The sequence below is a fragment of the Lentzea sp. CA-135723 genome (genome assembly GCF_050936595.1).
Lineage (GTDB): Bacteria > Actinomycetota > Actinomycetes > Mycobacteriales > Pseudonocardiaceae > Lentzea.
On record NZ_JBNJMK010000002.1, the window covers coordinates 304,301 to 327,255 of the forward strand.

Below are 22,955 nucleotides of genomic sequence, written 5' to 3' on the forward strand. Positions count from 1 at the left end.
AGTTTCAAACACAAGCTTATGTATGACACAGCCTCGGATCGAGTCGCCGTGTGGCGGATCGTGATGATGAGCGCGTGTTCTTTGAGAACTCAACAGCGTGCCGAAACACAGCCAGTAATATGAATACCCCTCGTCGGGGTATTCCTTTGAGAGTAATACCAGATTGCCAGACATATTCCGTCTGGAGCGATCAAACACAATCCTTATTGGAGAGTTTGATCCTGGCTCAGGACGAACGCTGGCGGCGTGCTTAACACATGCAAGTCGAGCGGTAAGGCCCTTCGGGGTACACGAGCGGCGAACGGGTGAGTAACACGTGGGTAACCTGCCCTGTACTCTGGGATAAGCCTTGGAAACGAGGTCTAATACCGGATACGACCTTCGATCGCATGATTGAGGGTGGAAAGTTCCGGCGGTATGGGATGGACCCGCGGCCTATCAGCTTGTTGGTGGGGTAATGGCCTACCAAGGCGACGACGGGTAGCCGGCCTGAGAGGGTGACCGGCCACACTGGGACTGAGACACGGCCCAGACTCCTACGGGAGGCAGCAGTGGGGAATATTGCACAATGGGCGAAAGCCTGATGCAGCGACGCCGCGTGAGGGATGACGGCCTTCGGGTTGTAAACCTCTTTCAGCAGGGACGAAGCGCAAGTGACGGTACCTGCAGAAGAAGCACCGGCTAACTACGTGCCAGCAGCCGCGGTAATACGTAGGGTGCGAGCGTTGTCCGGAATTATTGGGCGTAAAGAGCTCGTAGGCGGTTTGTCGCGTCGGCCGTGAAAACTTGGGGCTTAACTCCAAGCTTGCGGTCGATACGGGCAGACTTGAGTTCGGCAGGGGAGACTGGAATTCCTGGTGTAGCGGTGAAATGCGCAGATATCAGGAGGAACACCGGTGGCGAAGGCGGGTCTCTGGGCCGATACTGACGCTGAGGAGCGAAAGCGTGGGGAGCGAACAGGATTAGATACCCTGGTAGTCCACGCCGTAAACGGTGGGTGCTAGGTGTGGGGGGCTTCCACGCCCTCTGTGCCGCAGCTAACGCATTAAGCACCCCGCCTGGGGAGTACGGCCGCAAGGCTAAAACTCAAAGGAATTGACGGGGGCCCGCACAAGCGGCGGAGCATGTGGATTAATTCGATGCAACGCGAAGAACCTTACCTGGGCTTGACATGCACTGGAAACCAGTAGAGATATTGGCCCCCTTGTGGCCGGTGTACAGGTGGTGCATGGCTGTCGTCAGCTCGTGTCGTGAGATGTTGGGTTAAGTCCCGCAACGAGCGCAACCCTCGTTCCATGTTGCCAGCACGTAATGGTGGGGACTCATGGGAGACTGCCGGGGTCAACTCGGAGGAAGGTGGGGATGACGTCAAGTCATCATGCCCCTTATGTCCAGGGCTTCACACATGCTACAATGGCCGGTACAAAGGGCTGCTAAACCGCGAGGTGGAGCGAATCCCATAAAGCCGGTCTCAGTTCGGATCGGGGTCTGCAACTCGACCCCGTGAAGTCGGAGTCGCTAGTAATCGCAGATCAGCAACGCTGCGGTGAATACGTTCCCGGGCCTTGTACACACCGCCCGTCACGTCACGAAAGTCGGTAACACCCGAAGCCCGTGGCTCAACCCGCAAGGGGGAGAGCGGTCGAAGGTGGGACTGGCGATTGGGACGAAGTCGTAACAAGGTAGCCGTACCGGAAGGTGCGGCTGGATCACCTCCTTTCTAAGGAGCATCTGCTTCTGTTCTGAGCGAACGTCTCAGCAGAAGCCAGAACCTGCACCAGCCTCGATGCTGGGTAGGGCTCATTAGTGGATGCTGGCTGGCTAGACGTTCGGTTGCTTTGACAGTGAGTACTGCAGGTTCGCCTGCGTGGAAAGGTGTCGAAGGGGCTGGATGAACAGATCGGTACGCTGTTGGGTCCTGAGAGAACACGCTTAGTGTCTTTCAGTGATCGGCCATCGGCCGCGGATGAACCACCTAGCCACTGGGTTAGGCCGGCATCGCGCAGTAGAGCTGGTGGATCTGATTGTTCTTTGAGAACTGCACAGTGGATGCGAGCATCTTTGTAGCAAGTTAGTAAGGGCATACGGTGGATGTCTTGGCACCAGGAGCCGATGAAGGACGTAGGAGACTGCGAAAAGTCTAGGGGAGCTGTCAACCGAGCTGAGATCCTAGAATTTCCGAATGGGGAAACCCGGCCCCAGTCATGTGGGGTCACCCATACCTGAACACATAGGGTATGTGGAGGGAACGCGGGGAAGTGAAACATCTCAGTACCCGCAGGAAGAGAAAACAACCGTGATTCCGTGAGTAGTGGCGAGCGAAAGCGGATGAGGCTAAACCGCGTCTGTGTGATACCCGGCAGGGGTTGCATTCGCGGGGTCGTGGGACCTCTTGGTCAGTTCTGCCGGACTGGCAAACAGTCAGAAAACGCATCGTTAGAGGAACGTGTCTGGAAAGCACGGGCGTAGAGAGTGAAACCCTCGTACTCGAAAACGTAGCGTCTGTTTAGAGTGTTCCCAAGTAGCAGCGTACTCGTGAAATTCGCTGTGAATCTGGCGGGACCACCCGCTAAGCCTAAATACTCCCTGGTGACCGATAGCGGACTAGTACCGTGAGGGAAAGATGAAAAGTACCCCGGGAGGGGAGTGAAATAGTACCTGAAACCGTGTGCCTACAATCCGTCGGAGCCTTTAGGGGTGACGGCGTGCCTTTTGAAGAATGAGCCTGCGAGTTAGTGCTACGTGGCGAGGTTAACCCGTGTGGGGTAGCCGTAGCGAAAGCGAGTCTGAATAGGGCGCTTGAGTCGCGTGGTCTAGACCCGAAGCGGTGTGATCTAGCCATGGCCAGGGTGAAGCGCGGGTAAGACCGCGTGGAGGCCCGAACCCACCAGGGTTGAAAACCTGGGGGATGAGCTGTGGTTAGGGGTGAAAGGCCAATCAAACACCGTGATAGCTGGTTCTCCCCGAAATGCATTTAGGTGCAGCGTCGTATGTTTCACCGCGGGGGTAGAGCACTGGATGGTCTAGGGGGCCCACAAGCTTACCGAAATCAACCAAACTCCGAATACCGTGGTGTGAGAGTGCGGCAGTGAGACTGCGGGGGATAAGCTTCGTAGTCGAGAGGGAAACAGCCCAGAACGCCAGCTAAGGTCCCTAAGTGTGTGCTAAGTGGGAAAGGATGTGGGGTCGCACAGACAGCCAGGAGGTTGGCTTAGAAGCAGCCACCCTTTAAAGAGTGCGTAATAGCTCACTGGTCAAGTGGTCCTGCGCCGACAATGTAGCGGGGCTTAAGCACACCACCGAAGCTGTGTCATTTCGAGCTTGACTCGGGATGGGTAGGGGAGCGTCGTGTAGCGGTTGAAGCGGCGGAGTAATCCAGCCGTGGACGCTATGCGAGTGAGAATGCAGGCATGAGTAGCGAAAGACGAGTGAGAAACTCGTCCGCCGGATGACCAAGGGTTCCTGGGCCAGGCTAATCCGCCCAGGGTAAGTCGGGACCTAAGGCGAGGCCGACAGGCGTAGTCGATGGACAACGGGTTGATATTCCCGTACCCGTGTGAACGCGCCCATGATGAACCTTGTGATACTAACCGCCCGAAGCACCTGTCGAAACTCTTCGGAGCTAGATGGAATGTGGAGCGCGGGACCTGAACTTGTAGTAGTCAAGCGATGGGGTGACGCAGGAGGGTAGCTCCGCCAGTGAGTGGTAGTACTGGTGCAAGCGTGTAGGGAGAGGCATAGGCAAATCCGTGCCTCACATATCCTGAGACGTGATGCGTAGCCGATTGAGGCGAAGTAGAGTGATCCCATGCTGCCGAGAAAAGCCTCTAGCGAGCTTTCACGCGGCCCGTACCCCAAACCGACACAGGTGGTCAGGTAGAGAATACCGAGGCGATCGGGCGAACTGTGGTTAAGGAACTCGGCAAAATGCCCCCGTAACTTCGGGAGAAGGGGGGCCGTAGCGCTTGAAGCCTCTTGCGGGCTAGGGCGAGACGGCCGCAGAGACCAGCGAGAAGCGACTGTTTACTAAAAACACAGGTCCATGCGAAGTCGCAAGACGATGTATATGGACTGACGCCTGCCCGGTGCTGGAACGTTAAGGGGACCGGTTAGTCCTTCGGGGCGAAGCTGAGAACTTAAGCGCCAGTAAACGGCGGTGGTAACTATAACCATCCTAAGGTAGCGAAATTCCTTGTCGGGTAAGTTCCGACCTGCACGAATGGCGTAACGACTTCTCGACTGTCTCAACCGCAGGCCCGGCGAAATTGCATTACGAGTAAAGATGCTCGTTACGCGCGGCAGGACGGAAAGACCCCGGGACCTTTACTATAGCTTGGTATTGGTGTTCGATTCGGCTTGTGTAGGATAGGTGGGAGACTGTGAAGCGGCCACGCCAGTGGTTGTGGAGTCATCGTTGAAATACCACTCTGGTCGTATTGGATGTCTAACCTCGGTCCGTGATCCGGATCAGGGACAGTGCCTGGTGGGTAGTTTAACTGGGGCGGTTGCCTCCCAAAGAGTAACGGAGGCGCTCAAAGGTTCCCTCAGCCTGGTTGGCAATCAGGTGTTGAGTGCAAGTGCACAAGGGAGCTTGACTGTGAGACTGACGGGTCGAGCAGGGACGAAAGTCGGAACTAGTGATCCGGCCATGGCTTGTGGAAGCGTGGTCGCTCAACGGATAAAAGGTACCCCGGGGATAACAGGCTGATCTTCCCCAAGAGTCCATATCGACGGGATGGTTTGGCACCTCGATGTCGGCTCGTCGCATCCTGGGGCTGGAGTAGGTCCCAAGGGTTGGGCTGTTCGCCCATTAAAGCGGTACGCGAGCTGGGTTTAGAACGTCGTGAGACAGTTCGGTCCCTATCCGCCGCGCGCGTAGGATACTTGAGGAAGGCTGTCCCTAGTACGAGAGGACCGGGACGGACGGACCGCTGGTGTGCCAGTTGTTCTGCCAAGAGCATTGCTGGTTGGCTACGTTCGGAAGGGATAACCGCTGAAGGCATCTAAGCGGGAAGCTCGTTCCAAGATGAGGTATCCCACTCTTCGTGAGTTAAGGCCCCCAGCTAGACCACTGGGTTGATAGGCCAGAGGTGGAAGACCGGTAACGGTTGGAGCTGACTGGTACTAATAGGCCGAGGACTTGTTACAAAGACGCTACGCATCCACTGTGCGGTTCTGGGAGAACAACCAGAACCGATCGACCCCCCGCAAGGCTGGTTCAGCTTGCTGGTCGGGGTTGCTGGTTGAATTCCATAGTGTTTCGGTGGTTATAGCGTTGGGGAAACACCCGGTCCCATTCCGAACCCGGTAGTTAAGCCCTTCTGCGCCGATGGTACTGCACTGGTTACGGTGTGGGAGAGTAGGTCGCCGCCGAACTTTACTTCCCTGAAGGGGCTTGTGATCGCGGGGCACAATTACAGTGCATCGCTCACAGGCCCCTTTCAGCGTTTCCAAGTAAGTAGGAGGATTTGGTGTCCAGGTTCGGGGATCGTCCCGGCGACCGTCAGCGTGGCCAGGGAGACCGACCGCGCCATTCCGACAGTGGCCGTACGTCAGGCGATCGAAAGTTCAGCAGCAACTCCCCGCGTGGTGAAGGCTCCGGCGACCGCAGCAACAGCGGCGACCGTCGAGACAACCGCGCCGGCTCAGGCGACCGCGGCGGTTACCGCGGTCAGGGTTCCAGCGACCGCGGTGGCTACCGCAAGGACGACTCCGGCGATCGCGGTGGCTACCGCGGCGACCGTTCGAGCGACCGCGGCGGTTCTCGCGGCCAGGGCTCGAGCGACCGCGGCGGCTACCGCAGTGACCGCCCGGCCTACCGCAAGGACGATTCAGGCGACCGCGGCGGCTACCGGGGCCAGGGCTCCAGTGATCGTGGCGGCTACCGCAAGGACGACTCCGGCGACCGTGGCGGTTACCGGGGCCAGGGCGGCAGCGATCGCGGCGGTTTCCGCAAGAGCGACTCCGGCGACCGTCCCGGTTTCCGGAAGAGCGACTCGGGTGACCGTCCCGGTTACCGCAAGAGCGAGTCCGGTGACCGTGGTGGGTTCCGCAAGGACGACCGCGGTGGTGACCGTGGTGGCTACCGGGGTTCCAGCGACCGTGGCGGCTTCCGGCGGGACGACGAGCGTGGCGGCGACCGCGGTGGGTACCGCGGCCAGGGCGGAAGCGACCGTCCCGGCTACCGCAAGGACGACTCCGGCGACCGGGGTGGTTTCCGCGGCGAGCGTTCCGGTGATCGTGGTGGGTTCCGCAAGGACGACCGCGGCGGCGATCGCGGTGGTTACCGGGGGCAGGGGTCGAGCGACCGCAGCGGGTTCCGGCGCGACGACGACCGCGGTGGCTACCGCAAGAGCGACTCCGGCGACCGGGGTGGCCGTCCCGGCTTCCGCAAGGACGACTCCGGCGAGCGCGGCGGTTTCCGCGGCGAGCGCTCCGGTGACCGCGGCGGGTTCCGCAGGGACGACTCCGGCGACCGGGGTGGTTTCCGCGGCGAGCGTTCCGGCGATCGTGGTGGGTTCCGCAAGGACGACCGCGGTGGTGATCGTGGTGGCTACCGGGGTTCCAGCGACCGCGGCGGCTTCCGGCGCGATGACGAGCGTGGCGGCGACCGCGGTGGGTACCGCGGGCAGGGCTCGGGCGACCGGCCTGGCTACCGCAAGAGCGAGTCGAGCGATCGTGGCGGGTACCGCGGCGACCGTTCGAACGACCGCGGCGGCTTCCGCCGGGACGACGAGCGCGGCGGGAACCGGGGTCAGGGTTCGAGCGACCGCGGCGGGTACCGCAGGAGCGACTCCGGCGACCGGGGTGGCTACCGGAAGAACGACGCGGGTGACCGCGGTGGCTTCCGGCGCGACGACGACCGCGGTGGCTACCGCAAGGACGAGGTCGTGCGGGACGACGTCCGGTCCGACGAGCGTTCGGCCAGTGATGACAAGCGCGACGAGCGCAGCCGTGAGCGGGCCGCGCGGTTCCAGGAGCGCATCGCCGAGCAGGAGACCGTCGCCAAGGACACCGTCGAGGACGGTGCCGAGGCCGAGGTGACCGAGCAGGGCGAGCGCGCCGGCTACCGGCTCGGTGACGGCGCCGCCGCCACCCGTGCCGCCGGTCGCGAGGCCGCCAAGGCCGACGCCGAGGACGCGGCCGACGACGAGACCGAGGACGAGGAGACCGAGACGGTCGCCGACGCCGAGGCCGGCACCCAGGACGACGCGGACGACCAGAGCGATGACGCGGACGAGGCAGAAGAGGTTCGCGACGAGGCGCCCGCGCCCCGTGGCGGACGGCCCGAGCTGCCCGAGGAAGCCGACCTCTCGCTGCTCGACCCCGAGATCAAGCTCGAGCTGCGCAGCCTTCCCAAGGGCCTCGCGGAGCTCGTCGGCAAGCACCTGGCCGCGGCCGGGCTGCTGATCGACGAGGAGCCGGAGCTCGCGCTGGAGCACGCCCGGTACGCGCGCAGCAAGGCGGCGCGGGTCGGTGTCGTGCGCGAGGCCGCCGGGCTGACGGCGTACTTCGCGGACGAGTGGGCCGAGGCGCTCAGCGAGCTGCGGGCCGCTCGCCGGATGATGCCCGGACCGGGCCACCTGGCGATCATGGCGGACTGCGAGCGGGCGCTCGGCCGGCCGGAGCGGGCGATCGACCTCGCCAAGGACCCGGCGGCCAAGGAGCTGTCCCAGGAGGACGAGATCGAGCTGCGGATCGTCGCGGCCGGTGCTCGCCGGGACATGGGACAGTTGGACGCGGCCGTGGTCGCGTTGCAGGGTCCCGACCTCGACCCGGGGCAGCGCACGCCCTACTCCGCGCGGCTCTTCTACGCTTACGCCGACAACCTGGCCGCGGCCGGGCGTACCGAGGAAGCCGTCAAGTGGTTCCTCAACGCCGCCGAGGCTGACGACGAAGGGGAGACGGACGCCGCCGAGCGCGCGTTCGAGCTGACCCAGGAGGAGACGCCGGAACAGTGAGCGAGACGCTGGTCGACAGGTACGACGCGTTGCTGATCGATCTCGACGGCACCGTCTACCGCGGGAACGAGGCCGTGCCGGGAGCCGCCGAAGCGATTGCGGCGGCCAGGAGCAAGGGCGTCGGCATCCGCTACGTCACCAACAACGCCTCCCGCTCACCGCAGACGGTGGCCGACCACCTCGTCGAGCTCGGGTTCGAGACGAACGTCGACGAGGTGAGCACCTCCTCCCAGGCGGGCGCGGCCATGCTGGCCGACCGCCTGCCGAAGCGCTCCACCGTGCTCGTGCTCGGCACCAAGGCCCTCCAGGCCGAGGTGCTGAAGCGCGGGCTCGTCCCGACCGACACAGCCGACGGCGCGGTGGCGGTCCTGCAGGGCCTTTCGATGGACCTCGGCTGGCGCGAGCTGGCCGAGGCCACCGTGGCCATCCGCAACGGCGCGCTGTGGGTGGCGTGCAACGTCGACGCCACCCTGCCCACCGAACGCGGCCTGCTCCCCGGCAACGGCAGCCTCGTCGCTGCCCTGAAGACCGCGACCGACCAGGAACCGCTGGTCGCCGGCAAGCCCGCCACGCCGTTGCTCCAGCAAGCGGCGAAGGACCTCGGCGCGCACCGCCCGCTGGTCATCGGCGACCGCCTCGACACGGACATCCTGGGCGCGGTGAACGCCGGCATGGACTCACTGCTCGTGCTCACGGGTGTATCGACCGAACAAGAGGCGCAAGCGCTTCCGGATGAGCAAAAGCCCACGTATGTCGGCGCGGACCTGTCGGTACTGCATCGGCTACCGTAAGACCGTGAGCTACCCCCTGCCCGGACCGCCGCCGAACCCGGCCGACGCCATCGAAGGCGCGCTGGAGCGGCTCGACGGGCTCGAGAACGTTCCCCTGGACGAGCACGTGGGCCGGTTCGACGCGGTGCACGCGACGCTCACCGACGCGCTGTCGAGCATCGACAAGGTGTGATGCACAGTGCCTCGCAGGGTGCGGCTCGACGCCGAACTCGTGCGCAGGGGGCTCGCCAGGTCCCGTGAGCACGCCAGCCAACTCGTCGCGGACGGGCGCGTGAAGGTGCGCGGCACCGTCGCGACCAAGCCCGCGACCGCCGTGGAGACCTCCGACGCGGTCGTCGTCAAGGACATCGCCAACGACCCCAACTGGGCGTCGCGCGGTGCCCACAAGCTCATCGGCGCGCTCGACGGCTTCGGGATCGACCCGGCCGGAAAGCGCTGTCTCGACGCGGGCGCATCCACTGGCGGTTTCACCGACGTGCTGCTGCGCAAGGGCGCACGGCAGGTCGTCGCGGCCGATGTCGGCAGGGGTCTGCTCGACTGGAAGCTGCAGACCGACGACCGGGTCGTGGTCAAGGACAAGACAAACGTCCGCACCCTCACACCCGAGGACATCGGCGGCGAAGTTGAACTCGTGGTGGCCGATCTTTCGTTTATCTCGTTGAGGCTTGTGCTTCCCGCACTGGCCGCGTGCCTCGACGAGGAAGGCGATCTGCTGCCGATGGTCAAGCCGCAGTTCGAGGTCGGCAAGGAACGCCTCGGCTCCGGTGGCGTCGTGCGCGAGCCCGAACTGCGCGCCGACGCCGTGCTCGACGTGACCAGGGCCGCCGCCGAGCTCGGTCTGGCCGTGCACGGGGTCGTCGCGAGCCCGCTGCCCGGCCCGTCCGGCAACGTCGAATACTTCCTCTGGCTCCGCAAGGGAGAACCGGTCCCCGCGGACGAGATGGTGCGCACCGCCGTCGAAGAAGGGCCCCAATGAGGGAAGTCCTGCTGGTCGTCCACACCGGTCACCAGAGCAACATCGATCTCGCCCGTCAGGTCGCAGGCCGCCTCGCGGTCGGAGGCGTCACGACGAGGGTGCTCGACGACGAGGCACGAGACCTCGGCCCGTCGTGCTGCACCAAGGTCGTGCCCGCCGACGACCACGCGGCCGAAGGCACCGAGCTGGTGCTGGTGCTGGGCGGTGACGGCACGCTGCTGCGCGGCGCCGAACTGGCCCGCCCCGCGCGCGTGCCGGTGCTCGGCGTCAACCTCGGCCGCGTCGGGTTCCTCGCGGAGGCCGACTCGGACGCGTTGCACGAGGCCGTCGGGCACGTGCTGGAACGCGACTACTTCGTGGAAGAGCGCATGACGCTCGACCTGATCGCCAAGGTGAACGGCGAGGTCGTCGTGCGGACCTGGGCGCTCAACGAGATCAGCGTCGAGAAGCTGATCCGCGAACGCATCCTCGAGGTCGTCGTCGAGGTCGACGGACGGCCGGTGTCGGCGTTCGGCTGCGACGGCGTGCTGTGCGCGACGCCCACGGGCTCCACCGCCTACGCGTTCTCCGCCGGCGGCCCCGTCGTGTGGCCGGACGTGCAGGCGATCCTGGTCGTGCCGAGCAACGCGCACGCCCTGTTCGCGAGACCGCTGGTCGTCTCGCCGAAGTCGCACGTGGCGTTCGAGATCGAGGCGACCGGGCACCCGGCGGCGCTGTCCGCGGACGGGCGGCGCACGTTCGAGCTGCCCGCGGGCGCGCGGATCGAGATCGTGGAGGGCGCGGTGCCGCTGAAGGTCGTGCGGCTGCGCCAGGCACCGTTCACGGACCGGCTGGTCGAGAAGTTCGACCTGCCGGTGAAGGGCTGGCGGGGACCATCGGCAGGCTGATCGCGCCGCTCGGTGCGTCGGCACTCGCTCGTTATGGTGCCCGCGAGGAAATGTCGGAGTCGACAAGTAAGGTTCGCCCTGTGCTGGCCGAGATGCGCATCAATGGCCTTGGCGTGATCGACGAGGCCACCCTTGAACTAGATCCCGGATTCACCGTGGTCACCGGTGAGACCGGCGCGGGCAAGACCATGGTCGTGACCGGGTTGCACCTGCTCGGCGGTGGCCGGGCGGAGGCGTCGCGGGTCCGCACCGGGGCCGACAAAGCGGTGGTCGAAGGCCGCTTCCAGGCTCCGGCGGGCAGCCCTGCCGCGAAGGTGGCGGAGGAGGTCGGCGGTGAGGCCGACGAGGACGGGTCGCTGATCGCGATCCGCACAGTGGGGTCCGACGGCCGCTCGCGCGCGCACGTCGGTGGCCGTTCCGTGCCGGTCGGCGTGCTGTCCGAACTGGCAGAGCAGCTCATCGCCGTGCACGGGCAGAACGACCAGCTGCGGCTCATGCGGCCGACCGAGCAACGAGGTGTGCTCGACAGGTTCGCGAGCGACGACGTGGGCGAGCCGCTGCGCGCGTACCAGTCGGTCCGCGAGGAGTGGCTGCGCGTCTCGACCGAGCTGCGAGAACGCACCGAACGCTCCCGCGAGCTCGCCCGCGAGGCCGACCTGCTGCGGCACGGCCTGACCGAGATCGACGCGGTCGACCCCAAGCCGGGCGAAGAGGCCGAGCTGCACGACGAGGCCCGTCGCCTCGCCGACGCCGACCAGCTCCGCGAGGCCGCCCAGGGCGCGCAGTTCGCGGTGTCCGGCTCGCTCGAAGGCGATCCCGACAACCCCGGCGCGCTCGGCCTGATCTCCGAGGCCGCGCGCAGGCTGTCGGCGTCGGAGGACCCGAAGCTCCGCGAGATGGAACCCCGCCTGGTCGAGGCCGCCACGCTGCTCGCCGACGTCGGCGCCGAGATCTCCGGCTACCTCGACCACCTGGAGGCCGACCCCGGCCGCCTGGAGGCCGTGCTGCAACGGCAGGCCGAGCTGAAGGCGCTGACCCGCAAGTACGCGGCCGACGTCGACGGCGTGATCGCCTGGGCCGCGGACGCACGGTCCCGGCTCGACGGGCTCGACACGTCGGAGGAGGCGCTGACCGCGCTGGCCACCCGGCGCGACGAGCTGGCCGTCGAGCTGGCCGGCCTGGCCGAACGCGTCACCGCCGCGCGCACCGAGGCCGCGCTGGAGCTCGGCAAGGCCGTCAGCGAGGAGCTCGACGGGCTCGCCATGCCGCACGCCACGGTCGAGCTGGCCGTCCGGCCCCGGCACGCCGAGGCGGGTGACGCGCAGGCGTTGACCGTCGGGCGTTCGATCCTGCACGCCGGGTCGTCCGGGGTGGACGACGTGGAGCTGCGGCTGATCTCGCACCCCGGCGCGCCCGCGCTGCCGGTGCACAAGGGCGCGTCCGGCGGTGAGCTCTCACGCGTCATGCTCGCGCTGGAGGTCGTGCTGTCGCACTCGGACCCGGTGCCCACGCTGGTGTTCGACGAGGTCGACGCCGGTGTCGGTGGCCGCGCGGCGGTCGAGGTCGGGCGCAGGCTCGCCCGGCTGGCCCGCTCGCACCAGGTCATCGTCGTGACGCACCTGCCGCAGGTCGCCGCGTTCGCCGACCGGCACCTGGTCGTGGACAAGTCCGCAGACGGCACGTTCACGCGGTCCGCCGTGCGCAAGCTCGACGAGACGCAACGGGTCGTGGAACTCGCCCGCATGCTCGCCGGCATGGACTCGACCGACACCGGTCGCGCGCACGCCGAGGAGCTGCTGGCCGCGGCCAAGGCCGACAAGTCGTCGGCGCCGGTCGTGCGCAGGCGCAAGAAGAAGGGCTGACACCGCTCACGTTCGGCATGATGGGCAGGGTGACCGGATCTGTGACGACGCGCCGCGTGTTCGGGGCGGTGCTGGTGTGCGTCGCGGCCGGGCTCGCGGTGGTGGCCACGTTCCTGAACGCCTACTCGGTGCAGTTCGTGGTCAACCGCCGCACGCTGCGCTTCGAGGCGACGACGTGGGCCGTGGAACGGGACGACTTCCGCGAGTTCCTGCTGCTCAAACCCCTGGAGTTCGGGGAACCGGTGGTGGGGGCCGCGGTCGTCGTGCTCGTGTCCGCGGTGCTCGCGTTCCGGGTGCCCGCGATGCGCGTCGGCACGCTGCTCGGCGCCGGCCTGCTGGTCGGTGCCGCCTGGTCCGCCGTGGTGCGGGTGCAGGGGCTGATCGACGAGCTCGGCGCGCTCGACTCGCCCGTGCCCATCGAGGTCGAGCAGGGCGACGGCGTGACGATGCTGATCGTCGCCGCGGGCCTCGCCGTCGTCGCGGCCGTGCTGCACCAGGAGCTGCCGCGCCCCGAACCCCGGGAGGACACCGGTGACGGGGCGGTGATCCACCAGGCCGACGACGCGGACGACACGGACACCCCGCCGTACGGATATCCGGTGATCGTGGAGCCGAAGAGTGACTGACCGCCGCAGGATCGCCCCGTTGCTGCTGGTGCTGGCGGCCCTGCTGGGCGCGGTCTGCTCCCTCCAGCCGATGTACAGCATGATCTACAAGGGTTTCGGCCCGCAGGAGCTCAAGGTCGTCACGTCGTTGTGGACGACCAGCTCGGAGCCGTCGGAAAGTCCTTCCGACCAGCCCGCCATCTTCGCCGCCGGGTGGCCGGTCATCTGGTCGTTGGTGATCATCGTGGTCGCCGTCGTGCTGCTGCTGCGCGAACGGACCGCGTTCGCCGGACGGCCGCTCGCCGCCGGTGGTGCCGGGTTCTTCGCCGGTGTCGTGTTCCTCTACATCGCCGAGCTGCGGTCGATGGAGGAGATCGTCCGGTCCCAGATGCCACCTCAGACCGACGCGCGGGAGAGCCAGGAGGTCGTCTACCACTCCGGGCTGTACCTGCTGGTCGTCGCGGTGGTCATCGCGATCGCCGGCGCGGCGCTCGCGCAGCGGCGGAACCCCGAACCCGCACCCGAGGAAGACGACGAGAACGAGGACGGGGTGGTCGTGCACCAGCTCGACGCCGACGACGACACACCGCCGTTCGGGCTCGCCATCCCGCACGACGAACCGCGACAGGAGAACCGGTGATCGGCAGACCCACCGCGATCGCGCTGATCGCCATCGGAGTGGTGCTGACCGCGACAGCGCTGGTGCTGCCGTGGTACTCGACGGGGTACGCGGGCGGCGTCGAGGTCATCGTCCGCGCGTGGGGCACGGAGATCGTCAACAAACCCGGCGACTGGCCGGCCGGCGAGCTGTCGCCCTGGTACGGCCTGCCCGTCGCGGTCACGCTCGCGTTGCTCGTCGCGGGCGTCTGGGTCACCCGCGCGGCACTGGCCGGTGCGGCCGGGCAGCTCGGCGCTGCCGGGATCATCGGCGCGCTGGTGGTGTCCGAACGCGGTCACGCGCTGGAGCAGCAGGGCGACTTCGCGATCGGGTTCGGGCTGGTGTTCCTCGCCGTGGGAACGCTGGTCGCGCTCGCCGGAGCCGTTGCCGTGCAACGGGAGGCGGCATGAGGAAGATCGTCGGCAGCGCGTTGCTCGTGCTCGCCGCGGCGGCCGCGGTGGGTGCCACGTTCCTGCCGTTGTCGGAGCTGCTGATCAGGCTCGCGCCCGGCCAGCCGCAGACCGCGTACGTCACCACGGGGTGGAGCACGCACTTCGGTGGCACCAAAGACGAGCACGGCCCGATGTTCGCGATCCCGGTCGTGCTCGCGGCCGCCGCGGTGCTCGCGGGCGTCCGGTGGCGAAAAGTCGCCTATGCCGGAGCGGCGGCCCTCGCGGGGATCACCGGAATGTTGTTCGTGTATTTGCTGAACGCGATCAGCTTTCACAAGGAAGGCAACATCGCCATCGATCCGGGGCTGGAAGCCGGGTTCGGCAACGGCATTTGGGTCCTGATCGCCGCCGTGGTCCTGGCGTTTGGTGCCGTAGTAGTTCACCCCGACGACTGAGCCACCTGGAATTGCCCGGCGTGCCTCACCTGTCACGTGGGCACCGTGGGTCACTATCGGCCCATGAAGCTTTCCGGGCTGCTGAGCCGCACCAACCACGAACTTCCCGGTGTCACGGGCGTCGCGCGGGTTGATCGGCGCGCGAGCGACCTGGTCAGGCGCGTCAGTGCCGGTGACATCGCGGTGATGGACCTCGTCGACCTCGACCGGCGCACCGCGGAAGCGCTCGTCACGGCCGAGGTCGTCGGCGTCGTGAACGCCTCGCCGTCCATTTCGGGGCGTTTTCCCAACCTCGGCCCGGAACTGCTGATCGAGGCGGGCATTCCGCTGATCGACAACGTCGGCGCGGTCGCGCTGCGGGAGATCAAGGAAGGCACGAAGGTCCGGTTGCACGAAGGTGTCGTGTACGCCGGGGAACGCGAGCTCGCCAAGGGGATCGAGCAGAACGCCGAAAGCATCGCCGACGCGATGATCGAGGCGAAGGCCGGCATGTCGGCTCAGCTGGAGGCGTTCTCCGCCAACACCATCGAGTTCCTGCGCCGCGAACGCGCGCTCGTGCTCGACGGCGTCGGCGTGCCCGAGGTGTACGTGCCGATGCGCGACCGGCAGGTGCTCGTCGTCGCGGGCGGCCCGTCGCACGCAGAGGAGCTCCGCAAGCTGCGCAAGTACATCCGCGAGTACCGGCCGGTGCTGATCGGCGTCGACACCGGCGCCGACACGCTGCACGACGCCGGGCTCAAGCCGGACATCATCGTCGGCGACCCCGACGGCATCGGCACCGCGTCACTGCGCGCCGCCGCCGAGGTCGTCGTGCCCGCGCAGACCGACGGCCACGCGCCGGGCCTGCAGCGGATCCAGGACCTCGGCATCGGCGCGGTGACGTTCCCCGCGTCCGGCAACGCGGAGGACCTCGCGTTGCTGCTCGCCGAAGCACACGGCGCGTCCCTGGTCGTCACGGTGGGGCTGCGGGCGACGCTGCGCGAGTTCCTCGACCGCGGGCACTCCGGTTCCAACCCCTCCACGTTCCTCACCAGGCTCAAGCTCGGCAGCAAGCTCGTCGACGGGGAGGCCGTCGCGACCTTGCACCGCAGCCGGGTCTCGCTGGGCGTGATCGTCCTGCTGGTGACCGCAGCGGTCGTCGCGATGGCGGCGGCGCTGGCGGTGTCCGGCGTCGGTCATGTCTACGTCGACATCGTGGTCGACGGCTGGCAATCCGTCGTCAACTGGTTCAAGGGGTTCTTCTCGTGATCACGCTGCGCTACCACATAGTTTCGATCACCGCCGTGTTCCTCGCGCTGGCGGTCGGCGTCGTGCTGGGCTCGACCGCGATCAGCGGACGGCTGCTGTCCGGGCTGAGCGACGAGAAGAACTCGTTGGCACAGCAGGTGAACGACCTGCAGAACGACCGCAACGCGTTGAACGCCAAGCTGACCGAGGCGGACAAGTTCGCCTCGTCCGTCGGCCCGCTCGCGGTCAAGGACCGGCTCACCGACCGCACGGTCGTCATCGTCACCACGGCCGATGCGCGCCCGTCCGACCGTGACGCGCTCACGAGCCTGCTGAAGTCGGCGGGCGCCACCGTCACCGGCGAGATCCAGCTGACCGACGCCATGGCCGACCCGTCGCGCGGGGACCAGCTGCGCGACCTCGTGGCCCGGTTGCAGCCCGCGGGGTCGCAGCTGCCCACGGCCGCCGACCCCGGCACCCGCGCGGGTGGCCTGTTCGGCACGTTGCTGCTGCTCAACTCCTCTTCGAACCAGCCGCAGGCCACGGCCGACGAGATGGCGTCCGCGCTGTCCGGCCTGACCAACGCGGGGTTCGTGAAGGCGACCTCGGGCGTGAAGCCGGCGCAGCTCGCGATCGTGCTGACCGGTGGCGCCGCGATCGGTGACTCGGCCGCGGACCGCGCGTCGACCGTCGCCCGGTTCGCGACGCAGCTCGACCGGACGGGCGCGGGCGTGGTGCTGGCCGGGGCCAACGGGTCCGCGAACGGCACGGGCGCGATCGGCGTGGTCCGCGCGGACACCGCCGCCACCTCGATCCTGTCCACGGTCGACAACTCCGACACCCCGGCGGGCCAGGTCGTCGTGGTGATGGCGTTGCGCGAACAGCTGGAGGGCCGCTCCGGCCGGTACGGCGTGGCGGGCAACGCGGAGGCGTCCTCGCCGGGCACGGCCGGTTAGTGCTCGGTAGTCCACTCGCCGGGAAGGGCTTTCTGGAGCTGCTCCAACGCGAGCGGGGTGCGGGCGCGGGCCCACAGCCACTCGCCCTCGTCCTCGCGGACGATCAGGTCGTCGGAGACGAACCAGCGGGTGCCAGGGCTGTGCAGCGGTAGCAGGGCGAACCGGTTCTCGAGCAGGGAGATGTCCACCTCGGACATCTCCCTGTCCGCTGTCTCGGCCCCGTCGCGGAACAACGACTCCGACAGCACCAGCTCCACGCACGCCAGCGAGAACCGGGGCAGCCAGGAGTCCCAGTGCTCCTCCGCCTTGTGCACGAGGTCGAGCTTGACCACCACGGTCGGGTCGTCGGCGTCGAGCCCGGCACCCCACGACGCGACAGACTGGTTCTCGTCGCGGAACACCAGCACGTCGTGGTCGAGGCGCAGTTCGGCAGGGGTGAGCAGCCAGTCCTGGTTGCTCGTCAGGTCGGGGCGCTTGCCGAACAACGCGTAGGCGTCGCGCACGGCGTCCGGCAGCCGCACGCCGAGCCGGTCCTCGGTGGCGTTCAGGTCGGCGTGGTTCCAGCCGTCGCTCGCCTCGATCGGCTCGGCCCACGCGGCCGCGAATCCCTCGACGAAGCGCCACGCCGCCGAGCGGTCGTGCAGTGCCAGTGCCGCGTTCCCCACCACGTCGAAGGTCACGTGACAACTTTTCCTGATGCCGGGCCGTGCCGTGGGAGGTTCGGGAAAACCCCTCGCTGCGCCGATCGGGTGATGTGATCTGCCGGGTCGTGGTGCGCTGAGTGACGGACGGCGTGTTAGCGTTATGGCCCGTGGATAGGGGGATTTCGGCCCCCACGATTTTCACGGGAGCCCCGTTGGTGCAGCAGGCACGTACGACCAAGCACGTCTTCGTCACGGGAGGCGTCGCGTCTTCCCTGGGCAAGGGGCTCACGGCCTCCAGCCTGGGTCAGTTGCTCACCTCGCGCGGCCTGCGGGTGACGATGCAGAAGCTCGACCCGTACCTCAACGTGGACCCCGGCACGATGAACCCGTTCCAGCACGGCGAGGTCTTCGTGACCGACGACGGCGCGGAGACGGACCTCGACATCGGCCACTACGAGCGGTTCCTCGCGCGAGACCTGAGCGGTGAGGCCAACGTGACCACCGGCCAGGTGTACTCCGAGGTGATCGCCAAGGAGCGGCGCGGCGAGTACCTGGGCGACACGGTCCAGGTGATCCCGCACATCACCGACGAGATCAAGCGCCGCATCCGGATGATGGCGGAGCCGGACGCCGACGGCGTGACGCCGGACGTCGTCATCACCGAGGTCGGCGGCACGGTCGGTGACATCGAGTCGCTGCCGTTCCTCGAGGCGGCCCGCCAGGTCCGCCACGACGTCGGCCGCGACAACGTCTTCTTCCTGCACGTCAGCCTGATTCCGTACCTGGCGCCGTCCGGTGAGCTGAAGACCAAGCCGACGCAGCACTCCGTGGCCGCGTTGCGCAACATCGGCATCCAGCCGGACGCCATCGTGTGCCGCGCGGACCGGGAGATCCCGGACGCGCTCAAGCGCAAGATCGGCCTGATGTGCGACGTCGACACCGACGCCGTCGTCGCCGCGGTGGACGCGCCGTCGATCTACGACATCCCGAAGGTGCTGCACTCCGAGGGCCTCGACGCGTACGTCGTGCGCCGGCTCGGGCTGCCGTTCCGCGACGTCGACTGGACGGTGTGGGGCGACCTGCTGGAGCGGGTGCACAACCCGTCGGAGACGGTCAAGATCGCGCTGGTCGGCAAGTACGTCGACCTGCCGGACGCCTACCTGTCGGTGACGGAGGCGCTGCGTGCGGGCGGGTTCGCGCACCACGCCAAGGTCGAGATCAAGTGGGTGCCGTCGGACGAGTGCCAGACGCAGGAAGGCGCCGCACGGGCGTTGTCCGGCATGGACGCGGTGCTGATCCCCGGCGGGTTCGGCGTGCGCGGCATCGAGGGCAAGGTCGGCGCGCTGAAGTACACGCGCACCCGTGGCGTGCCCACGCTGGGCCTGTGCCTCGGCCTGCAGTGCATGGTGATCGAGGCCGCGCGCAACCTCGCGGGCATCGAGGACGCCAACTCGTCGGAGTTCGAGGAGGGCGGCACGCCGGTCATCTCGACGATGGCCGACCAGCAGGACGTCGTCGCCGGTCAGCGTGACATGGGCGGCACGATGCGCCTCGGCGCGTACATCGCGAAGCTCACGCCCGGTTCGGTGGTCGCCGGTGCGTACGGCTCGACCGAGGTGTCCGAGCGCCACCGGCACCGCTACGAGGTCAACAACGCGTACCGGGGCAAGCTCGCCGACGCCGGCCTGGTGTTCTCCGGCACGTCGCCGGACGGGCGCCTGGTCGAGTTCGTGGAGCTGCCGTCCGACGTGCACCCGTTCTACGCGGGCACGCAGGCGCACCCGGAGCTCAAGTCGCGGCCGACGAAGCCGCACCCGTTGTTCGCCGCCTTCGTGAAGGCCGCGATCGACTACCGGGTGGCCGACCGCCTCCCTTTGACCGCGGGCGCGTCCAAGTGACGCGCCACGACTTCCGGACGGTCTCCAGCGCGGACGTGCACGTCGGCCGTGTCGTCGCGCTGCGGGTCGACGACGTCGAGATGCCCGGTGGCGGCACGGCCAAACGCGAGGTCGTCGAGCACATGGGCGCCGTGGCGGTCGTGGCCGTGGACGCCGACGGCCAGGTCGTGCTGATCCACCAGTACCGGCACCCGCTCGGGCGGCACCTCTGGGAGCTGCCCGCCGGGCTGCTCGACCACGACAGCGAGGAGCCGGTCGTCGGCGCGCGGCGGGAGCTGGCCGAGGAGGTCGGGCTCGACGCGGCGCGCTGGGACACGCTGGTCGACACCGCCGCGTCGCCGGGGTTCACCGACGAGGTCGTGCGCGTCTACCTGGCGCGTGACCTGAGCGAGGTCGACCGCGAGGTGCAGGGCGAGGAGGAGGCGGATCTGGAGATCCACCGCTTCCCGCTCGACGAGGCCGTGCGGATGGTGCTGGCGGGGGAGGTCGTGAACTCCTCGGCCGTCGCCGGGCTGCTCGCGGCCCGTGAGGTGCTGGAGGGACGGGCCGAGCCGCGTCCGGCCGACGCACCGTTCCGCGACCGGCCGACCCGGTTCGCCGCGCGCAAGAAGTAGGTTGGTCCCATGCAGACGCTGACGGGTTCCTTCACACGGATGAGGGGGCCCCTCAGCGTGCTCGCGGCTGCTGCCGCGGGTGCTGGGCTGCTGATGTTCGTGGACCCGAACCAGCCAGGGAACCTGCTGCCCAAGTGCCCGTTCAACTGGCTGACGGGCCTGAACTGTCCCGCGTGCGGCGTCACGCGCATGCTGCACGCGCTGCTGCACGGCGATGTCATCAGCGCGTTCCACTTCAACGCCGTGATGCTCGCGTTCGGCGTGCCGCTGGTCTTGTGGCTGTTCGCGCGCTGGAGCCGTGACAAGTGGACGGGCCAACGGCGATCCGTGCCTCGTTCGGTCGGTGTCGCCGTTGTCGCCGTGGCCGTCGTGTGGGGCGTGGGGCGCAATCTCGCCGGGGTCTAGCTGTCCCGGAGCCTGCGGCCTTCCGCGTCCGTGCCGCCGTTGACCAGGATGATGATCGCGTCGACCAGCGACCAGATGCCGCAGCCACCGCAGGTCAGCAGCTGGGCCACGGCGATGCCGGTGTGGCCGGTGTAGAAGCGGCCGATGCCCAGGTTGCCCAGGAACAGCTGCAGCAGGCCCGCGACGATCTTCGACTTGTCCGACAGCGGGATGCCCGTGTACGGGTCGACGCCGTACGGCGCGCCGGGACCCGGGTAGCCCATGGGCGGCGGCGGGGGAACCGCGTACTGCGGGCCCGTCTGCGGCGGGTAGTACGCCTGCGTGGGCGGCGGCACGTAGCCGGGCGGAGGAGGCGGCGGCACGGCGGCGAACGGCACCGAGTTCGGCGCGAGGAACGGCGGGTGGGGCTGCGGCAGGTCGCGGAACAGCTCCGCGAGCTCGACGTAGCTCTGCGCGCCGGACGCGCGGTTCACGCGTTCCTGGTACTCGCCGATGTCGAGCCGCGCCATCGCGAAGTGGTCGTTGAGGGCGGTGATCGCCTCTTCGCGCTGTTGGTTGCCGATGCGCTGCTGCTCTGGCCCGAATGCTTCTGACACAGCCAGGCACGTTATCCGATGCAGGCGATCGATATCGGGAATACGCTGCGACGATGCTGGTCGGTGTCCCAAAGGAGATCAAGAACCACGAGTACCGCGTGGCCATCACGCCCGCCGGTGTGGTCGAGCTCGTGCGCCGCGGTCACTCCGTCGTGATCGAGCGGGACGCCGGCGCGGGCTCGTCGTTCCCCGACCAGGAGTACGTGGCGGCGGGGGCTCGGATCGCGGGTTCGGCGGACGAGGTGTGGGGGCTCGCGGACCTCGTGCTGAAGGTCAAGGAGCCGATCGAGCCCGAGTACCACCGGATGCGCCGGGACCAGGTGCTGTTCACCTACCTGCACCTCGCGGCGTCGCCCGAGTGCACCGCGGCGATCGCGGCTTCGGGCATCACGGCCATCGCCTACGAGACCGTGCAGCTCGCGGACGGGTCCTTGCCGTTGCTGGCGCCGATGAGCGAGATCGCCGGGCGGATGGCGGCCCAGGTCGGCGCGCACTGCCTGGAACGCGCGCAAGGCGGGCGCGGGGTGTTGCTGGGCGGTGCGCCAGGGGTGGCGGCGGGCAAGGTCGCGGTGATCGGCGCCGGGGTGGCGGGGATGAACGCGGCGACGATGGCCGTCGGGATGCAGGCCGAGGTCGTGGTGCTGGACAACAACGTCAACCGGTTGCGGCAGATCGACTTCGTGTACCGCGGGCACCTGCAGACGATCGCGTCCAACGCGTACGAGGTCGAGAAAGCCTGCCGTTGGGCGGATCTCGTCGTCGGCGCCGTGCTGGTGCCGGGTGCGCGGGCGCCGAAGCTCGTGAGCAATGCGTTGGTGTCGTCCATGCGTCCTGGGTCCGTGTTGGTGGACATCGCCGTCGATCAGGGCGGGTGTTTTGAGGACACGCGACCCACCACACACGATGCGCCTACCTACCGTGTGCACGACTCCGTGTTCTACTGCGTCGCGAACATGCCCGGTGCCGTGCCGAACACGTCGACGTACGCGCTCACGAACGTGACGCTGCCATACGTCATCGCGTTGGCGGACAAGGGTTTCGAAACAGCCGTCGCCGACGATCCGGCGCTGGCCAAGGGCGTCAACGCACGGGACGGGAAGATCGTGTTGGAAGGGCTGGCGTGATCGCTCAGCTGGTGGCGACCTATCTGGACCACCTCGCCGTGGAACGCGGCACCGCTCGCAACACGCTCGATTCGTACACTCGCGACCTTCGGCGCTACGCCGAGCACCTGGAATCGCTTGGTGTCACGGATCTTGGGGCCGTGACCGAGATGCAGGTGAGTGAGTTTCTCGCCGTGTTGCGGGAAAGCGGGCTTGCAGCGTCTTCTGCCGCACGGACGTTGGTCGCCGTGCGCGGATTGCACCGCTTTGCACACCGTGAAGGCGTTGTGCCCCATGACGTCGCACGGGCCGTGCATCCGCCTTCGCCGCCCAAGCGACTGCCGAAAGCCTTACCCGTGAATGAGGTTCTCACCCTCCTCGAAACTGTGGGAAACCTCAGGGACAAAGCGTTGCTGGAGCTGCTGTACTCGACAGGAGCCCGAATTTCCGAGGTGGTGGGGCTCGACGTCGACGACATCGACGCGTCCGAGCGCACCGTGCTGCTCGACGGGAAGGGAGGCAAGCAGAGGCTGGTCCCGGTGGGGCGTCCGGCGTTGGCGGCGGTGGACGCGTACCTGGTTCGCGCACGTCCCGCGTTGGCGGCGAAGGGGCGTGGCACACCGGCTTTGTTCCTGAACGCACGCGGCGGAAGGCTGTCGCGGCAGAGCGCGTGGACCGTGCTGAAGACCGCCGCGGAAGAGGCGGGAATCAGTTCCGCGGTGTCCCCGCACACGTTGCGACATTCGTTCGCCACCCATCTGCTCGAAGGGGGTGCTGACGTTCGGGTGGTGCAGGAACTCCTCGGGCACGCATCCGTTACGACCACTCAGGTGTACACACTGGTAACCGTTACGACTTTGAGGGAGGTCTACGCAACTGCACACCCTCGGGCCACTGGAACATGAGGCTTCCACGGGTACGGTGG

19 protein-coding genes and 3 rRNA genes are annotated in these 22,955 nt (G+C 67.4%); 20 read left to right on the forward strand and 2 right to left on the reverse strand.

Annotation, left to right across the window (positions count from 1 at the left end; all coding sequences use genetic code 11):
- Positions 1–203: 203 nt before the first annotated feature.
- From ACQEU1_RS37395 to ACQEU1_RS37465, 15 genes are all read left to right on the forward strand, one after another.
- A 16S ribosomal RNA gene (locus tag ACQEU1_RS37395) occupies positions 204–1,720 on the forward strand.
- Between the two features lie 344 nt (positions 1,721–2,064).
- Positions 2,065–5,148: ribosomal RNA gene (locus tag ACQEU1_RS37400) — 23S ribosomal RNA — on the forward strand.
- A 111-nt stretch (positions 5,149–5,259) separates the two neighbouring features.
- Positions 5,260–5,376 (forward strand): 5S ribosomal RNA (gene rrf / locus ACQEU1_RS37405).
- The 16S, 23S and 5S rRNA genes sit together here, the layout of an rRNA operon.
- A 95-nt stretch (positions 5,377–5,471) precedes the next feature.
- On the forward strand, positions 5,472–7,961 hold the full coding sequence (locus ACQEU1_RS37410) for a hypothetical protein (RefSeq protein ID WP_433212882.1): 2,490 nt from the start codon (positions 5,472–5,474) through the stop codon (positions 7,959–7,961).
- Positions 7,958–8,752, forward strand: coding sequence for an HAD-IIA family hydrolase (locus tag ACQEU1_RS37415; protein WP_433212885.1), 795 nt, complete (start codon positions 7,958–7,960; stop codon positions 8,750–8,752). Before ACQEU1_RS37410 ends, ACQEU1_RS37415 begins: the two co-directional genes overlap by 4 nt.
- 4 nt (positions 8,753–8,756) lie before the next feature.
- Complete coding sequence (locus tag ACQEU1_RS37420) at positions 8,757–8,924, forward strand: hypothetical protein (RefSeq protein WP_433212888.1); 168 nt, start codon at positions 8,757–8,759, stop codon at positions 8,922–8,924.
- Between the two features lie 6 nt (positions 8,925–8,930).
- Positions 8,931–9,728, forward strand: coding sequence for a TlyA family RNA methyltransferase (locus tag ACQEU1_RS37425; protein WP_433212891.1), 798 nt, complete (start codon positions 8,931–8,933; stop codon positions 9,726–9,728).
- Positions 9,725–10,615, forward strand: coding sequence for an NAD kinase (locus ACQEU1_RS37430; protein ID WP_433212894.1), 891 nt, complete (start codon positions 9,725–9,727; stop codon positions 10,613–10,615). The genes ACQEU1_RS37425 and ACQEU1_RS37430 overlap by 4 nt, the downstream gene beginning before the upstream one ends.
- Before the next feature lie 80 nt (positions 10,616–10,695).
- Positions 10,696–12,477 (forward strand): DNA repair protein RecN, encoded by a 1,782-nt coding sequence (gene recN / locus ACQEU1_RS37435; RefSeq protein ID WP_433212897.1) that lies wholly within the window; start codon positions 10,696–10,698, stop codon positions 12,475–12,477.
- A 29-nt stretch (positions 12,478–12,506) separates the two neighbouring features.
- Complete coding sequence (locus ACQEU1_RS37440; protein WP_433212900.1) at positions 12,507–13,103, forward strand: hypothetical protein; 597 nt, start codon at positions 12,507–12,509, stop codon at positions 13,101–13,103.
- The gene (locus ACQEU1_RS37445; RefSeq protein ID WP_433212903.1) at positions 13,096–13,722 is read left to right on the forward strand and encodes a hypothetical protein; all 627 of its coding nucleotides are present in this window, start codon (positions 13,096–13,098) and stop codon (positions 13,720–13,722) included. Before ACQEU1_RS37440 ends, ACQEU1_RS37445 begins: the two co-directional genes overlap by 8 nt.
- On the forward strand, positions 13,719–14,150 hold the full coding sequence (locus ACQEU1_RS37450) for a hypothetical protein (protein WP_433212906.1): 432 nt from the start codon (positions 13,719–13,721) through the stop codon (positions 14,148–14,150). Before ACQEU1_RS37445 ends, ACQEU1_RS37450 begins: the two co-directional genes overlap by 4 nt.
- On the forward strand, positions 14,147–14,587 hold the full coding sequence (locus ACQEU1_RS37455; RefSeq protein WP_433212909.1) for a hypothetical protein: 441 nt from the start codon (positions 14,147–14,149) through the stop codon (positions 14,585–14,587). Before ACQEU1_RS37450 ends, ACQEU1_RS37455 begins: the two co-directional genes overlap by 4 nt.
- Positions 14,588–14,650: 63 nt before the next feature.
- Positions 14,651–15,835 (forward strand): putative cytokinetic ring protein SteA, encoded by a 1,185-nt coding sequence (steA, locus tag ACQEU1_RS37460; protein WP_433212912.1) that lies wholly within the window; start codon positions 14,651–14,653, stop codon positions 15,833–15,835.
- Positions 15,832–16,770 carry a copper transporter gene (locus tag ACQEU1_RS37465; RefSeq protein ID WP_433212915.1) on the forward strand — a complete coding sequence of 313 codons (939 nt, stop codon included), beginning with the start codon at positions 15,832–15,834 and terminating at the stop codon, positions 16,768–16,770. The genes steA and ACQEU1_RS37465 overlap by 4 nt, the downstream gene beginning before the upstream one ends.
- Here the strand turns inward: ACQEU1_RS37465 and ACQEU1_RS37470 are convergent.
- Positions 16,767–17,450 (reverse strand): hypothetical protein, encoded by a 684-nt coding sequence (locus tag ACQEU1_RS37470; protein WP_433212918.1) that lies wholly within the window; start codon positions 17,448–17,450, stop codon positions 16,767–16,769. The two genes, ACQEU1_RS37465 and ACQEU1_RS37470, sit on opposite strands and share 4 nt — an antisense overlap.
- A 179-nt stretch (positions 17,451–17,629) precedes the next feature.
- Here ACQEU1_RS37470 and ACQEU1_RS37475 point away from each other — a divergent pair, with 179 nt between their 5' ends.
- From ACQEU1_RS37475 to ACQEU1_RS37485, 3 genes are read left to right on the forward strand one after another with little or no spacing between them, the layout of a single operon-like run.
- A complete protein-coding gene (locus ACQEU1_RS37475) occupies positions 17,630–19,312 on the forward strand; it encodes a CTP synthase (protein WP_433212921.1) in 1,683 nt (560 codons plus the stop codon).
- Complete coding sequence (locus tag ACQEU1_RS37480) at positions 19,309–19,926, forward strand: NUDIX domain-containing protein (protein WP_433212924.1); 618 nt, start codon at positions 19,309–19,311, stop codon at positions 19,924–19,926. Before ACQEU1_RS37475 ends, ACQEU1_RS37480 begins: the two co-directional genes overlap by 4 nt.
- 39 nt (positions 19,927–19,965) lie before the next feature.
- Positions 19,966–20,331: a DUF2752 domain-containing protein gene (locus ACQEU1_RS37485; RefSeq protein ID WP_433212927.1), complete on the forward strand. Its 366-nt coding sequence runs from the start codon at positions 19,966–19,968 to the stop codon at positions 20,329–20,331.
- Here the strand turns inward: ACQEU1_RS37485 and ACQEU1_RS37490 are convergent.
- A complete protein-coding gene (locus ACQEU1_RS37490; RefSeq protein ID WP_433212930.1) occupies positions 20,328–20,927 on the reverse strand; it encodes an NINE protein in 600 nt (199 codons plus the stop codon). The genes ACQEU1_RS37485 and ACQEU1_RS37490 overlap by 4 nt on opposite strands.
- 53 nt (positions 20,928–20,980) lie before the next feature.
- Between ACQEU1_RS37490 and ald the strand changes: the two genes are divergently transcribed.
- Together ald and xerD are read left to right on the forward strand one after the other, a co-directional pair.
- Positions 20,981–22,051, forward strand: coding sequence for an alanine dehydrogenase (ald, locus tag ACQEU1_RS37495; RefSeq protein WP_433212933.1), 1,071 nt, complete (start codon positions 20,981–20,983; stop codon positions 22,049–22,051).
- Positions 22,048–22,935 (forward strand): site-specific tyrosine recombinase XerD, encoded by an 888-nt coding sequence (gene xerD / locus ACQEU1_RS37500; protein ID WP_433212936.1) that lies wholly within the window; start codon positions 22,048–22,050, stop codon positions 22,933–22,935. Before ald ends, xerD begins: the two co-directional genes overlap by 4 nt.
- Positions 22,936–22,955 lie beyond the last annotated feature (20 nt).